This window comes from Microbispora sp. NBRC 16548 (assembly GCF_030268985.1).
In the GTDB taxonomy this organism is placed as follows: Bacteria; Actinomycetota; Actinomycetes; order Streptosporangiales; family Streptosporangiaceae; genus Microbispora; species Microbispora catharanthi.
On record NZ_BSSF01000013.1, the window covers coordinates 171149 to 184760 of the forward strand.

Consider the following 13612-nt stretch of genomic DNA (forward strand, 5'->3'; position numbering starts at 1 on the left):
CCTTCGTGCGCGTCTCATGAGGTGCGGAGCTTGCCGAAGGCCGCACGCAGCCGGCGCTGGCCGGACCGCTGCTGAGCCTTCCTGCCGGCCTGCGCCTGGCGGGCGCGACGGTGGTCGGCGGCCTCCTCCTGAAGCTCGGCCGCGCGGCTGATCATTACCTGGTACTGCAGTTCGGGACCCATCTCGGTGTCTCCTTGTTCGGGCTCTCTTTCCGTACTCCTCAAGGTTCGGTCTAAGGCGTGGTGCGGCACATCGGGCGGATGCCCTATCTCTGGCACGGCCTTACGGCATAGGACTTCTAAGGCGGCTAAGGCGATGCCTTAGGAACGCCGGGATCCCCGGGTTTGGAATCATTCCTCGTGGTCGGGGATGCTGGTCTCGTGCCAACTATGACTACTCCGCTCGCGGAGGTCGCCTCCTCACCCTCGACGCTGCGGGCGTTCCTGCACGGCCTTCCCGGGGTCGACAGGGTCGGGGCGGACGCCCGGGCCGCGATGCTGGGCACGCGATCCATCAAGACGACCGCCAAGAAGCAGGCCATCGACATGGCCATCGGAATGGTCGACCTCACCACCCTGGAAGGCGCGGACACCCCCGGCAAGGTCAGGGCGATGTGCGCCAAGGCGGTGCGGCCCGACCCCGTCGACGCGTCGGTGCCGTCGGTCGCCGCCGTCTGTGTGTACCCCGACCTGGTGGCGACCGCCGTCGAGGCGCTGGCCGGGTCCGGCGTGAAGGTGGCGTCCGTCGCCACGTCGTTCCCCAGCGGCCGGTCCTCCCTGGAGGTGAAGGTCGCCGAGACGTCCCTCGCCGTGGCCGCAGGAGCGGCCGAGATCGACATGGTCATCGACCGCGGCGCGTTCCTCGCCGGCGACTACCTCAAGGTGTACGAGGAGATCGTCGCCACCAAGGAAGCCTGTGCCGACGCGCATCTGAAGGTGATCCTGGAGACCGGCGAGCTCGCGACGTACGACAACGTGCGGCGGGCCTCCTGGCTCGCGATGATCGCCGGGGCGGACTTCATCAAGACCTCGACCGGCAAGGTGTCGCCTGCCGCGACGCTCCCGGTGACGCTCGTCATGCTGGAGGCCGTGCGGGACTTCCTCGCCGCGACCGGCCGCAAGGTGGGCGTGAAGCCCGCGGGCGGCATCCGCACCACCAAGGACGCGATCAAGTATCTGGTGCTGGTCAACGAGACCGCCGGGCCGGACTGGCTGGACCCCGACTGGTTCCGCCTCGGCGCCTCCTCGCTGCTGAACGACCTGCTCATGCAGCGGCAGAAGATGGCCACCGGCCGGTACGCCGGTCCCGACTACTTCACGCTGGACTGAGGGCTGGACTGAGGCATGTTCGAATACGCACCCGCGCCCGAGTCGCGGGACATCGTCGACATCCGGCCGTCGTACGGCCTGTTCATCAACGGCGAGTGGGTCGAGCCGCAGGGCGAGGAACGCCACAAGACCGTCAACCCGGCCACCGAGGAGGTGCTCGCGGAGGTCGCGTGGGCGGGGGAGGCCGACGTCGACCGCGCGGTCCAGGCCGCGGCCAAGGCGTTCCCCGTGTGGTCGGCCATGCCGGGCGCGGAGCGGGCCAAGTACCTGTTCCGGATCGCCCGGATCATCCAGGAACGGGCGCGTGAGCTGGCCGTCCTGGAGACGCTCGACAACGGCAAGCCGATCAGGGAGTCCCGCGACGTGGACCTCCCGCTGGTCGCCGCCCACTTCTTCTACTACGCCGGCTGGGCCGACAAGCTGGCCTACGCCGGGTTCGGCCGGAGGCCGACAGACGGGCACAGCGGTGAGAACCCCCGGCCGCTGGGCGTGGCCGGGCAGGTCATCCCGTGGAACTTCCCGCTGCTCATGCTGGCCTGGAAGATCGCGCCCGCGCTGGCCTGCGGCAACACGGTCGTGCTCAAGCCGGCCGAGACCACGCCGCTGACCGCGCTGGCGTTCGCCGACATCTGCCGTCAGGCCGATCTGCCGCCGGGTGTCGTGAACATCGTCACCGGCGCGGGCGAGACGGGTGCCGCGCTCGTGAACCACCCCGGTGTGGACAAGGTCGCCTTCACCGGCTCGACCGAGGTCGGCCGCCTCATCGCCAGGAGCCTCGCGGGGACCCGCAAGAAGCTCACGCTGGAGCTCGGCGGCAAGGCCGCCAACATCGTGTTCGAGGACGCGCCGCTGGACCAGGCCGTCGAGGGCATCGTCAACGGGATCTTCTTCAACCAGGGCCACGTCTGCTGCGCCGGGTCGCGGCTGCTGGCGCAGGAGTCGATCGCCGCCGACCTGCTGGAGGCGCTCAAGCGGCGCCTCGGCACGCTGAGGCTCGGCGACCCGCTGGACAAGAACACCGACATCGGCGCGATCAACTCGGCCGAGCAGCTCGCCAGGATCCGCGAGCTGTCGGAGGCCGGGGAGGCCGAGGGCGCCGAGCGGTGGTCGCCCGCCTGCCCGATCCCCGAGCGCGGCTACTGGTTCCCGCCCACCGTCTTCACGGGTGTGGCCCAGTCGCACCGGATCGCCCGGGAGGAGATCTTCGGGCCGGTGCTGTCGGTGCTGACCTTCCGCACCCCCGCCGAGGCGGTGGAGAAGGCCAACAACACGCCGTACGGGCTGTCGGCGGGCGTGTGGACCGAGAAGGGCTCGCGCATGCTGTGGATGGCGTCCCGGCTGCGGGCCGGCGTCGTCTGGTCCAACACGTTCAACCGGTTCGATCCGACCTCGCCGTTCGGCGGCTACAAGGAGTCGGGCTACGGCCGCGAGGGTGGGCGGCACGGTCTGGAGGCCTACCTTGCGGTGTGATCATTCCTCCGGCCGCCCGTCCGGCCAGTCGCTCAGCAGGTGCGACGACGGGCAGCGCCGCCGCCTGGTGCGCCGGGCCCGCGCGGGGGCCGGCGAAGGCTTCTCCCGGGGCCGCCGCTCCCGTCGCTTCGCCGTACGGCACGGCTGGTTCGCGCACCGCGGCGGCGTGTGCCGGTGCGGCCAGACCTATCAGCCGGCCCGTCCTCTGGAGATTGGAACCTTCGATGAGTGAGCGCACCGAACGGTTGAGCGTGCGCAAGACGTACAAGCTGTTCATCGGCGGCGCGTTCCCGCGTTCGGAGAGCGGAAGGTCGTATGTCGTGACCTCCTCCAAGGGCGACTTCCTCGCCAACGCGGCCAGGGCCTCGCGCAAGGACGCCAGGGACGCGGTCTCGGCCGCGCGGAAGGCGTTCTCCGGCTGGTCGGGCGCCACGGCGTACAACAGGGGCCAGATCCTGTACCGGATCGCCGAGATGCTGGAGGGCCGCCGCGCCCAGTTCGCCGCCGAGGTCGCCGAGGCCGACGGCGTCTCCGCGAAGAAGGCGGGCGAGCTGGTGGACGCCGCAGTGGATCGGCTGGTCTGGTACGCGGGCTGGTCCGACAAGATCGGCGCGGTCCTCGGGTCGGCCAATCCGGTGGCCGGGCCGTACTTCAACCTGTCGAGCCCGGAGCCGACCGGCGTGGTCGCGGTGGTGGCCCCGCCGGCGGGACCGCTGCTGGGACTGGTCAGTGTGATCGCGCCGGTGATCGTGACCGGCAACACCTGCGTGGTGGTCGCCTCCGAGCGCGCGCCGCTGCCGGCGATCACGCTGGCCGAGGTGCTGGCGACCTCCGACCTGCCGGGCGGGGTGGTGAACATCCTCACCGGCTCGGCCGCCGAGATCGCCCCCTGGCTCGCGGGCCACATGGACGTCAACGGCATCGACCTGACGGGCGCCGACCCCGAGTTGGCCGTCACGTGTGAGGAACTGGCCGCGGAGAACCTCAAGCGGGTGCTCCGGCCGCCGGCCGATCGCGTGGACTGGCTCGCCGACCCCGGCATCGGGCGGATGACGGCGTTCCTGGAGACCAAGACCGTCTGGCATCCGATCGGGATCTAGCCCTTCGCCAGGGCCAGGAGGAGTTCGGCGTTCGAGCCGGTGTTCTTCAGTGTGGTGAGGAAGCGTTCGAACCCCTCCTGGTCCTGCAACGCCCGGCGCAGCCGCCAGATCAGCGGCTGCTCCGTGGGGTGGAGCAGCAGTTCCTCGCGGCGCGTGCCGGAGGCGACGACGTCGACGGCGGGGAAGACGCGGCGGTCGGCCAGGCTCCGGCTCAGCTTCAGCTCCATGTTGCCGGTGCTCTTGAATTCCTCGAAGAGGTTGTCGTCCATCTTCGAGCCGGTCTCGACCAGCGCGGTGGCGATGATCGTGAGCGAGCCGCCGTCCTCGATGTTGCGGGCGGCGCCGAGCACCTTCTTGGGCTGGTGCAGGGCCCCGGCGTCCATGCCGCCCGTCAGCAGGCGCCCGCCGCTCGGCGCGGCCATGTTGTACGCCCGGCCGAGGCGGGTGATCGAGTCGATGAGCACGACCACGTCACGGCCCGTCTCCACGAGCCGCTTGGCCCGCTCGACGGCGAGTTCGGCCGCGGTGATGTGGTCCTGCGGCGCACGGTCGAAGGTCGAGGCGACCACCTCGGCCCGGACCGACTCGCGCATGTCGGTGACCTCCTCGGGCCGCTCGTCCACCAGGACGACGATGAGGTGGCATTCGGGGTGGTTGGTCGTGATCGCGTTCGCGACGGCCTTGAGGAACATCGTCTTGCCGGCCTTCGGCGGGGCGACGATCAGGCCGCGCTGGCCCTTGCCGATCGGCGCGAACAGGTCGATGACCCGCGTGGCCAGCACGTTGCGCGTCGTCTCCAGGCGCAGCCGCTCGTCGGGGTAGATCGGCACGAGGTCGGTGAAGTGCGGCCGCGCGGTGTCGACGGGCGCGCCGTTCACGACCGTGACGGCGGTGAGCATGCCGTTCTGGGCGATGCCGCGGACGTGGTCGCCGCGGCGCAGGTCGAGCGCGTCCGCGAGGGCGGCCGGGACGGTCACGTCCTTCGGGCCGGGCAGGTAGCCGTTCGTACGGATGACCGTGTTCCTGCCCGACCGGTCGAGCAGGCCGGCGACCTCGGTGGTTCGGGTGTTCTTCGTCTGGGCCGGCGTGGTGCGGGAGGCGCTGCGCGGCTTGGGAACGCTGAGAGTGGTGGTGGTCATGGGACTCCTCGGTCTGGGATACATGGGTGCACGCTGATGAAGGAACGGCCGGTCCGGCCGGAGGGGAGCGGGAGGGATCGAGGACCGCGGCGAAGGCCCAGCGGAGCGGGCTTCGCGACGACCGGAGGTTCCTCCCGGCGCGGCGTCTCAGTGCATGTCGGCCTGTGCTGCTCCGACCGGTGGCTGAGAGACGCTCGCGGAATACGTGTGACGCGCGTATGGGCTCATCAGTGTTGACTGGAGGTCATCGGACCGCGGAGCCAGAACCATACGGCTTGTCGCTGACTATAACAGCCTCACTTGATTCGGCAATTCCCTTGAGAGCTATCGGGCCTGGAGGGCGTCGAGCGCCACGGCCATGGCGATGACCAGGCGGCGGTCGAGGCGCGGGTCGCGGATCTCGATGGCGTACCGGTCGCGCAGGCCCCACCTGCGGTCCACCGAGAAGGCGATCGAGGCGCCGATGCTGAAGTCGAAGTGGTAGGGCAGCCACTCCAGCGAGTCGGAGAACCGGCGCAGCAGGGCGACCGCCAGGTGCCGCTCCTGCCCGGTCAGCGTCGGCAGTCCCGGCTGCTGGAGGTGCCAGGTCGAGCGGAGTAGCGACCGGCCGAAATCCTTGCGGAACGTCCCGATGGGGTTGCCCGCGTCGTCCACCACGTCGTACTCGCCGGCGAGGTCGAGGACCTTGCGCGCCTTGAACCCGGCCAGTGTCGCCTGCCGGGACTCGTCGGTGTAGAGCGTCACCTGCTCCTTGAGCGCCATCCGCTTCTGCTCGGCGAAGGCCACGGCCTCGCCTTCCGAACCGTCGGGGAGAGCCACATGGACGACGTACCTGTTCACCATCATGGTGATTTTCTGGCGCAGGTACAGGCGGGTCTGTGCCTGCAGGGTCGCTATATCCATATGAGACTCCAAGGACGGTCTTTTGCCTCCTATATGCCCTCTTCCCGAAGAAGATCACCAGCGGGATACCCCTGAATTGGCACTGTCTGGGGATCAGGGTTTTCTCAGGGTTCCTCGTGGAACGTGGTGTCCATGGCCGTCCGTTGAACCGGATGACGAAAGGAGCCGATCGATGTACCGATCGAGACAGCACAAGATCATCGCTGGCGTCTGCGGAGGGATCGCGGACCGGTACGGCATGTCGCCGACGGTCGTGCGGGTGCTGTTCCTGCTGTCCTGCATCTTGCCGGGTCCGCAGTTCGTGGCCTACCTCATCATGTGGGTGCTGTTCCCCAAGGCCCCGGCTGCCTCCGCCCCGGGCTACGACTACTCGTACGGGCGCAGGTAGCCGGCACGGGGCCACGCGGGCCCGTTTATGCTCACATCAGGAGAGGTGAGCGATGATGCGGCAACGGCCCCTGACGCTGGTCCAGGACGACCTGGTCGACTACGAGAAGGCCATGGAGCGCATGGCCGCGCTGGTCGAGGAACGGCAGGACGACGCGCGGCCCGACACGTTGTGGCTGCTCAGCCACCCGCCGGTCTTCACGGTCGGCAAGCGGACGCTGGAGACCCACCTGCCCGACCCGGCGGCCGGCATCCCCGTGGTGCCGACCGGCCGCGGCGGCCAGCTCACCTATCACGGGCCCGGGCAGCTCGTCGGCTATCTCATCGTGAAGCTGCGGGCCGGCGAGGGCGTGGTCGACTACATCCGCGAGGTCGAGCTGCGGCTGGTCGAGGCGCTGGGCAAGATCGGCGTCCCGGCCGAGCGGCGCGACACCCCGCCCGGGTCGGAGCTGCTCACCGGCGTGTGGACCCGGGACACCGGGCGGAAGATCGTCTCGATCGGCATGCGGTCGAGCCGGTCGGTCACCAGTCACGGCTTCGCGCTCAACGTGGACGGCGACCTCACGCCGTGGGACCTCGCGGTGCCCTGCGGCATGCCCGACGTGGAGATGACCTCGATCGCCCGCGAGCTCGGGCGGGCCTCCATGGAGGAGACCCGCCGAGTCGTCGCGGAGGCGTTCGAGGCATCCTGACGCCGGCGGTCACAGGGCCCCGGCCGCGCTCTCGAGATCAGGCCACGGGCTCGGGCTTGCCGACACCGTCGCCGACGTCGTCGACCGTACGGCGGGGTCCGGCGAACCAGTGCTTGGCCGACAGGTGCCACCACAGGGCGATGCCGATGAGCACGGCGCCCACGGCGATGGGGGCGTAGTTCACCGACGTCCAGGTGAAGTCCTTGTTGCCCGGGACGCCCGCAGGGGCGATGGGCAGGATGAAGTAGATCGAGATGATCGCGATCTCGACCACGGCGATCCAGGACAGCGCCTTGTACTTGCGCCCGAGGGTCCACGGCCCGGGCTGGAAGGAGTCTCCGGCGCGCAGGCGCAGCCAGATCGGGATGAGGAACGCGAGGTAGAGCCCGATCACCGCGATGGACACCACGGCGAGGAACGCCACGGGGGTCGTCGTCCCCTCGGGCGCGTAGAGCGCGGGCAGCGTGATCAGCAGCGCGACCCCGCAACCGCCGATGATCGCGTTGACCGGCGTGCGGTTGCGGTCGACCTTCGACCACAGCCGCCAGCCCGGCACCGCGCCGTCGCGGGAGAACGCGTACGTCATCCGCGACATCGAGGTCACGCAGCTCATGCCGCAGAAGAACTGCCCGACCGTGGAGATGCCGAAGATGACGGTGGCGAGGGTGGACGACAGCGACGAGGTGAAGATGGCCCCGACGAAGCCGCCCTCGGCGTCGACGGCGCCCACGTTCGTGGCCGCGAACAGGAACGACAGCAGCAGGATCCAGCCGCCGATCGCGGAGTAGAAGATCGACTGCCACAGGCCCTTGGCCGCGGTGCGGGCCGCGCCGTGGGTCTCCTCCGACACGTGGGCGCAGGCGTCGAAGCCGGTGATCGTGTACTGCGTGAGCAGGAAGCCCAGCGGCAGCACGTACAGCCAGAACGCCGGGCCCGAGCCGCCGTCGCCGAAACCGGAGTGGTTGAAGGTCTCGAACAGGAAGCCCACGCTCTGGTGCTTCGACGGGCCGAAGATCAGGATCAGCACGACGGCCGCCGCGCCGAACACGTGCCACCACACCGAGACGTTCTGCAGCAGTGAGATCAGGCGGTGGCTGAAGATGTTGATCAACGCGTGCAGCACCAGGACGATCGCGAACAGCAGGAACGTCTGCCGCAGCGCGTTGCCGTTCGCCCAGGAGTCGCTGAACCGGCCGATCGTGATGTTCAGGAACGTCGCGCAGCCGTAGTCGACCGACGCGGTCACCGCGATCAGGCCGATCAGGTTGAGCCAGCCGGTGAACCAGCCGTGGACCGGCCCGCCCAGCTTCGCGGCCCACCAGTAGATGCCGCCCGCCGTGGGGTACGCGGAGACCAGCTCCGCCATGCAGAACCCGATGATCAGAATGAACGCCGAGATCAGCGGCCAGCCGATCGAGATCGCAAGGGGCCCGCCGTTGTTCCACGCCTGGCTGAAGGTGGTGAAACACCCGGCCAGGATCGAGATGATGGAGAAGGAGATCGCGAAGTTGGAGAACCCGCTCCAGGTGCGGGCCAGTTCCTGCTTGTAGCCGAGTTCCGCTAGTCGTTTGGCGTCGTCGTCGAGGGCTTGCGCCACTGAGGCCTCCTCTAACTGGTGCGGGGTTTCCGGACGCCGTCGAGCAGGCGTCCGAAGCGTGGATCCCCGAGGTCGCGTACGGCTTGGGCGAACTTGTCGGCGGCCTCGGCGGAGTAGTCGAATCCGGGCAGGGCCCCACTGCGGACCAGCCCCTCGTGGATGACGAACCAGAGCGTCCAGGTGAGGTTGGACATGATCAGGTTCAGTCGCACCCGGGGGACGTGCTCGTCGTCGCCGAAGTAGGCCCGCGTGAGCCGTACGACCTCGTCGGGGTCGAAGTCGGACTCGGCGGCGATGTCCCCCAGCTCGAAACAGGGGTCGTTGTCGCCGGAGAGCTGGTAGTCGACGATGCGGACGCCGTCGCCGGTGGCGATCAGGTTCTCGGCCAGCAGGTCGTTGTGGCAGGGGACCGTGGGAAGCGGGCGCCGGGCCAGCGCCGCCTCGATGTCGGCCGCGACCGGCAGCACGTCGTCGTATCCGGCGGGAAGGGCCAGGCCGTGGGCGCGGCACCGCGCGACGTACTCCCGGAGCTTGTCGAAGATCGAGAAGTCGTTGCCGAAGCGGGGGCCGGCGTGCAGGCGGCGGCAGGCGTCCGCCACCTCCTCGATCCGCGCGGCCACGGCCGGGGCGTCGAGGGTGACCCCCTCGACGTACTCCAGGAGGAGGACGCCCGGCAGCACGTGGACGACGCGGGGGCCGATCCCGGACGACGCCGCGGCGACGGTGTTGGCGATCTCCTGGTCGACTGGGATGCCGAGGCCGGTCTCGGCGATGCGCGGGTCGAGCACCCGCAGGAGCCAGCGGTCGCCGTCCTCGCTGTCGACCCTGGCGATGTGGTGGCTGAGCCCGCCCTTGATCGTCGTGAAGGTCAGCGGCCGCCCGGCCCAGGCCGTGACGAGATCCATTGCGTCTGCGACGGGATCTGGCATGCCCGGCTCCTTTTGGTCTACCTTCAGACCATTGATCCGATTGTCTGGGCCGGGTGTTACAGGACGGTACCGATGTCGCAACTTCCCGCAGACGCCCGCGCCGTCGTCATCGGCGGCGGAGTGGCCGGATGCAGCGTCGCCTATCACCTCGCCCGGCTCGGCTGGACAGACGTGATCCTGGTCGAGCGGCACGACCTCACCGAGGGCACGACCTGGCACTCCGCCGGCTTCGTCGGCCAGCTCAGGTCCACCGTCACGCAGACCCGGATGATCATGTACTCGGCCGGTCTCTATCCGGAGTTGCGCGAGCTGACCGGGCTCGATCCGGGCTGGCACGGCGTGGGTGGCCTGCGCCTGGCCACCACCCCCGAGCGCATGGAGGAACTGCTGCGCCAGGCCGGGGCCGCCGAGACGTACGGGCTCGACCTGGAGGTGCTCGACCCCCGGGGCACGCTCGACCGGCTGCCGCTGCTGGAGGTGGGCGACGTCCTCGGGGCGCTGTGGCTGCCCGGGGACGGGTGGCTCGACCCGGCCCGGCTCGGTCACGCCCTGGCCGAGGGCGCCCGCACACTCGGCGTACGGATCTTCACCGGCATGGAGGTCACCGGCGTCGACGTCCACGACGGCCGCGTGACCGCCGTACGGCTGCGCGGCGAGGACGGCGAGCACGTCGTGCGCACGGAGACCGTCGTCAACGCGGCGGGGGCGGCGGCCGGGGTGGTCGGCCGGATGGCCGGGGCCGACATCCCGATCGTGCCGATCAAGCACCAGTACGTGGTGACCCCGGCGTCCGGTGTCCCCGCGGACACGCCGACCGTCCGGGACCCGGACAACATCGTGTACTTCCGCGAGGAGGACGGCGGCATCCTCGTGGGCGGCTACATCAGGAGCCCGCAGGTCTGGGACGCCGACCGGCCTCTGTCCGAGCCCCGCACCCTCTTCGCGCCCGACATGGCGAAGTTCCGCGAGTCGTGGGACTCGGCGGTCCGGCGGGTGCCGTCACTGAAGCCGGTCGGGGACGGCGACGACCCGGCGGCGTTCCGCAAGGTCGTGCACGGACCGGAAGCATTCACGCCCGACGGGGAGTTCCTGCTGGGGGAGACCGCGGTCGCCGGGCTGTGGGTGGCGGCCGGCTTCTGCGTGCACGGCCTGGCCGCCGCCGGCGGCGTGGGCAAGGTCATGGCCGAGTGGATCGTCGAGGGCGCTCCCGAATATGACGTCTTCGGCATGGACGTGCGCCGTTTCGGGGGGCATTCCCGATCCGCACGCTGGGCCCGCGCGAGGGCCCTGGACTCCTACAGCACGTACTACGACATCGTCTATCCCGGTGAGGAGCGCACCGCCGCCCGGCCGCTGCGCCGTTCGCCCGCCTGGGTGCGGCACGAGGCGCTGGGCGCGTCCTTCGGCGAGAAGGCCGGTTGGGAGCGGGTCAACTGGTACCCGCCCACGTCGGACGCCGAGACTGTACGGACCGTACGGCCGAGGGGCTGGGCGGGCCGCGTATGGTCTCCCGCGATTCGCGAGGAGTGCCTGGCGACGCGGGACGCCGCCGGACTGTTCGATCAGACGTCCTTCGCCAAGCTGGAAATATCCGGATCTGTCGCTGACCTGGAGCGGCTCGCGGGTAACACGCTGGACCGGCCGGTCGGCTCGGTCGTCTACACCCAGTTGCTCAACCGGCGCGGCGGCGTCGAGGCGGACGTGACCGTGACCCGGCTGGCGGAGGACCGGTTCCGCCTCGTCACCGGCACCGCGTTCGGGGTCCACGACGCCGCGCTGCTGCGCCGTCACGGGCTCGCGGTCGCCGACGTCACCTCCGCCTACGCGTGCTACTGCCTGTGGGGGCCTCGCGCGTACGGGATCCTGGCGTCGCTGACCGACGACGACCTGACCTTCGGCTACCTGCGGGCCGCCGAGATCAGCGTCGGTCACGTCCCGGTGCTCGCCCAGCGGGTCACGTTCGTGGGCGAGTTCGGCTGGGAGCTCTACTGCCCGGCCGAGTACGGGCTGACGCTGTGGGACGCCCTCATGGAGGCGGGCCTGCCGCACGGCATGCGGCCGGCGGGCTACCGCGCGCTCGACTCGCTGCGGCTGGAGAAGGGCTACCGCGTCTGGGGCCTCGACGTCACGCCCGAGACCACCCCGCTGGAGGCCGGACTCGGCTTCGCCGTACGGCCGGAGCGCCGGGCCGCCCTGCCGCGTCCCCGTGCGGCGCTGCGCTGCCTGGTGCTCGACGACGAGCGTGACGTCTGCCTGGGCGGCGAGCCCGTCCGGCTGGACGGCCGTCCGGTATCCCGCGTGACCAGCGGCGGGTTCGGCCACCGGGTCGGCCGCTCGATCGCGTACGCCTATCTGCCGGTGAAGGTGGAGCCCGGCGAACGCGTCGAGATCGGCGTCAACGGCCGCCGCGTGGGCGCCACCGTCACCCGTGAGCCGCTCTACGACCCGGACGGCTCCCGCGTCAAGGCCGAGCCCTGGGCGGCAGCCGGCAGGTGACCGGTCACGGGGGCAGTTCGCCGCGAGTGGGCAGGCCCTGCCAGGAGCTGTGGCTGGCGACCGCGAAGGCGGCCACCGAGATGCCGCGCTTGAGGCGGTCCGACGGGTGCAGCCCGTCCAGGATCGCGCTGAGGTAGCCCGCGACGAACGCGCCGCCGACCTCGGAGGGATCGACCGCGGTCACGGGGGCGGCCTGGGTGTCGTAGCGCAGGCCCTCGATGGTGGCGCTGGCTCCCTTGGCGCCCCGGGTCACGACCAGTTCGGGCGTGGACGCGAGCACGGGCTCCACGAGCATGAGCTCGTCCTGGGTCGCGAAGAGCACGTCGGCCGAGGCGGCGAGCTCCGTGAGCCCCTGCCGGGCCTCCTCCACGCTCTCCCAGAGGTTCGCGCGGTGGTTGACGTCCACGGAGACGAGCACACCGGCGTCCCTGGCGATCTTGATGGCATGGTGGACGGCGCTCCAGGCGAGGCCGCTCAGCCCGAGGGTGACGCCGGTGACGTGCAGGATCCGCGCCGACCGGACGGCTTCACCGGGCACGTCGCCGGTCGACAGGTGCGACCCGGCCGAGCCCTCCCGGTAGTGGACGGCGTGCGACGAACGGCCGATGCGCCGCTGGCGGAGGATCAGCCCGGTCGCCGCCGTCTCGTCCACGCGTACGTGGGAGACGTCCACGCCTTCGCCGCGCAGCACGGTCAGCGTGCGCATGCCCAGTTCGTCGGCGCTGACCCGGCCCAGCCAGCTCACGGTGTGGCCGAGCCGGGCCAGGCCGACCGCCGTCGTCAGCTCGGGCCCCTCCACGTCGAGGCGGATGGTCGTGTCATGCCGGAGCCGGTCGCCGGAGACGACGCCCAATGCCTCTCCGAGCGTGAAAACCTCGGTCATGCCGTAAGTCCGCGGGATCGCACCCGGAAAGCATGACAGAGCCTGATCCGCCCGGGAAAGTCCTCGCTCAGGCGCCGAACGCGTCCACGGCGGCCTGGCAGAAGGCCTTCAGGTCGTCCGGCTTCCGGCTGGTCACCAGGGTGTTCGGGCCACCCGTGCAGACCACGACCTCCTGGTCCACCCAGGTCGCCCCCGCGTTGCGCAGGTCGGTCCGGAGGCTGGGCCACGAGGTCAGCGTGCGCCCGCGCACCACGTCGGCCTCCACGAGGGTCCACGGCGCGTGGCAGATCGCCGCGACCGGCTTGCCCGCGTCGAAGAACTCCTTGACGAACCGTACGGCCTCCGGCCGCATCCGCAGGAAGTCGGGGTTGGCGACCCCGCCGGGAAGGACCAGCCCGTCGAATTCGGCGGCGGAGACCTCCCCGGCCACGGCGTCCACGGGGAAGGTGCCGGCCTTGTCGAGGTGGTTGAACGCCTGGATCTCCCCGCGCTCCACCGAGACCAGCCTCGGTGTGCCGCCCGCCTGCTGGACGGCCTGCCACGGCTCGGTGAGCTCGACCTGCTCGACCCCTTCGGGGGCGACGAGGAATGCGATCGTCTTGCCCTGGATCATCGTGCTCCCCTTTCGTCGCGTTTTTGCTTGTTCTTGACGTCGCGTGCCCCGCTGACCGCGATCTATGCCGTCCGC

At 70.4% G+C, this 13612-nt stretch carries 13 protein-coding genes; 6 read left to right on the forward strand and 7 right to left on the reverse strand.

Going from position 1 to position 13612, the window contains the following annotated elements; translation table 11 throughout:
• Positions 1-14: 14 nt before the first annotated feature.
• Positions 15-182, reverse strand: coding sequence for a hypothetical protein (locus QSK36_RS31650; RefSeq protein ID WP_167538819.1), 168 nt, complete (start codon positions 180-182; stop codon positions 15-17).
• Between the two features lie 207 nt (positions 183-389).
• Here QSK36_RS31650 and deoC point away from each other — a divergent pair, with 207 nt between their 5' ends.
• The 3 genes from deoC (at position 390) to QSK36_RS31665 (ending at position 3898) form a co-directional block, all read left to right on the forward strand.
• Positions 390-1328 carry a deoxyribose-phosphate aldolase gene (gene deoC, locus QSK36_RS31655; RefSeq protein ID WP_285784907.1) on the forward strand — a complete coding sequence of 313 codons (939 nt, stop codon included), beginning with the start codon at positions 390-392 and terminating at the stop codon, positions 1326-1328.
• 15 nt (positions 1329-1343) lie between these two features.
• Positions 1344-2798: an aldehyde dehydrogenase family protein gene (locus QSK36_RS31660; RefSeq protein ID WP_285784908.1), complete on the forward strand. Its 1455-nt coding sequence runs from the start codon at positions 1344-1346 to the stop codon at positions 2796-2798.
• 224 nt (positions 2799-3022) lie between these two features.
• Positions 3023-3898: an aldehyde dehydrogenase family protein gene (locus tag QSK36_RS31665; RefSeq protein WP_285784909.1), complete on the forward strand. Its 876-nt coding sequence runs from the start codon at positions 3023-3025 to the stop codon at positions 3896-3898.
• Here the strand turns inward: QSK36_RS31665 and rho are convergent.
• Together rho and QSK36_RS31675 are read right to left on the reverse strand one after the other, a co-directional pair.
• Entirely contained in the window at positions 3895-5037 is a 1143-nt protein-coding gene (rho, locus tag QSK36_RS31670; RefSeq protein WP_183533900.1) for a transcription termination factor Rho, read from the reverse strand. The genes QSK36_RS31665 and rho overlap by 4 nt on opposite strands.
• A 324-nt stretch (positions 5038-5361) precedes the next feature.
• Entirely contained in the window at positions 5362-5940 is a 579-nt protein-coding gene (locus tag QSK36_RS31675; RefSeq protein WP_183533902.1) for an LURP-one-related family protein, read from the reverse strand.
• Between the two features lie 172 nt (positions 5941-6112).
• Here QSK36_RS31675 and QSK36_RS31680 point away from each other — a divergent pair, with 172 nt between their 5' ends.
• Positions 6113-6328 carry a PspC domain-containing protein gene (locus QSK36_RS31680; RefSeq protein ID WP_030510798.1) on the forward strand — a complete coding sequence of 72 codons (216 nt, stop codon included), beginning with the start codon at positions 6113-6115 and terminating at the stop codon, positions 6326-6328.
• Positions 6329-6383: 55 nt separating this feature from the next.
• Complete coding sequence (gene lipB, locus QSK36_RS31685; RefSeq protein ID WP_225897794.1) at positions 6384-7019, forward strand: lipoyl(octanoyl) transferase LipB; 636 nt, start codon at positions 6384-6386, stop codon at positions 7017-7019.
• A 37-nt stretch (positions 7020-7056) separates the two neighbouring features.
• On the opposite strand, the gene QSK36_RS31690 is transcribed toward lipB, so the two are convergent.
• Together QSK36_RS31690 and QSK36_RS31695 are read right to left on the reverse strand one after the other, a co-directional pair.
• Positions 7057-8616: an amino acid permease gene (locus tag QSK36_RS31690; RefSeq protein ID WP_285784910.1), complete on the reverse strand. Its 1560-nt coding sequence runs from the start codon at positions 8614-8616 to the stop codon at positions 7057-7059.
• Positions 8617-8627: 11 nt separating this feature from the next.
• The gene (locus QSK36_RS31695; RefSeq protein WP_183533910.1) at positions 8628-9545 is read right to left on the reverse strand and encodes a choline/ethanolamine kinase family protein; all 918 of its coding nucleotides are present in this window, start codon (positions 9543-9545) and stop codon (positions 8628-8630) included.
• Positions 9546-9617: 72 nt separating this feature from the next.
• Between QSK36_RS31695 and QSK36_RS31700 the strand changes: the two genes are divergently transcribed.
• Positions 9618-12041 (forward strand): GcvT family protein, encoded by a 2424-nt coding sequence (locus QSK36_RS31700; RefSeq protein WP_285784911.1) that lies wholly within the window; start codon positions 9618-9620, stop codon positions 12039-12041.
• 4 nt (positions 12042-12045) lie between these two features.
• Here the strand turns inward: QSK36_RS31700 and QSK36_RS31705 are convergent, their stop codons facing one another.
• Both QSK36_RS31705 and QSK36_RS31710 read right to left on the reverse strand, forming a co-directional pair.
• The gene (locus QSK36_RS31705; RefSeq protein WP_183533913.1) at positions 12046-12924 is read right to left on the reverse strand and encodes a sugar kinase; all 879 of its coding nucleotides are present in this window, start codon (positions 12922-12924) and stop codon (positions 12046-12048) included.
• Between the two features lie 67 nt (positions 12925-12991).
• Positions 12992-13537: a type 1 glutamine amidotransferase domain-containing protein gene (locus QSK36_RS31710; protein WP_183533915.1), complete on the reverse strand. Its 546-nt coding sequence runs from the start codon at positions 13535-13537 to the stop codon at positions 12992-12994.
• Positions 13538-13612: the final 75 nt, after the last annotated feature.

Excerpts from the sequence above, each read along its gene's own strand:
- QSK36_RS31650 (WP_167538819.1), bottom strand. The coding sequence starts at position 182 with ATGGGTCCCGAACTGCAGTACCAGGTAATGATCAGCCGCGCGGCCGAG.
- deoC (WP_285784907.1), top strand. The coding sequence starts at position 390 with ATGACTACTCCGCTCGCGGAGGTCGCCTCCTCACCCTCGACGCTGCGG.
- QSK36_RS31660 (WP_285784908.1), top strand. The coding sequence starts at position 1,344 with ATGTTCGAATACGCACCCGCGCCCGAGTCGCGGGACATCGTCGACATC.
- QSK36_RS31665 (WP_285784909.1), top strand. The coding sequence starts at position 3,023 with ATGAGTGAGCGCACCGAACGGTTGAGCGTGCGCAAGACGTACAAGCTG.
- rho (WP_183533900.1), bottom strand. The coding sequence starts at position 5,037 with ATGACCACCACCACTCTCAGCGTTCCCAAGCCGCGCAGCGCCTCCCGC.
- QSK36_RS31675 (WP_183533902.1), bottom strand. The coding sequence starts at position 5,940 with ATGGATATAGCGACCCTGCAGGCACAGACCCGCCTGTACCTGCGCCAG.
- QSK36_RS31680 (WP_030510798.1), top strand. The coding sequence starts at position 6,113 with ATGTACCGATCGAGACAGCACAAGATCATCGCTGGCGTCTGCGGAGGG.
- lipB (WP_225897794.1), top strand. The coding sequence starts at position 6,384 with ATGCGGCAACGGCCCCTGACGCTGGTCCAGGACGACCTGGTCGACTAC.
- QSK36_RS31695 (WP_183533910.1), bottom strand. The coding sequence starts at position 9,545 with ATGCCAGATCCCGTCGCAGACGCAATGGATCTCGTCACGGCCTGGGCC.
- QSK36_RS31700 (WP_285784911.1), top strand. The coding sequence starts at position 9,618 with ATGTCGCAACTTCCCGCAGACGCCCGCGCCGTCGTCATCGGCGGCGGA.
- QSK36_RS31705 (WP_183533913.1), bottom strand. The coding sequence starts at position 12,924 with ATGACCGAGGTTTTCACGCTCGGAGAGGCATTGGGCGTCGTCTCCGGC.
- QSK36_RS31710 (WP_183533915.1), bottom strand. The coding sequence starts at position 13,537 with ATGATCCAGGGCAAGACGATCGCATTCCTCGTCGCCCCCGAAGGGGTC.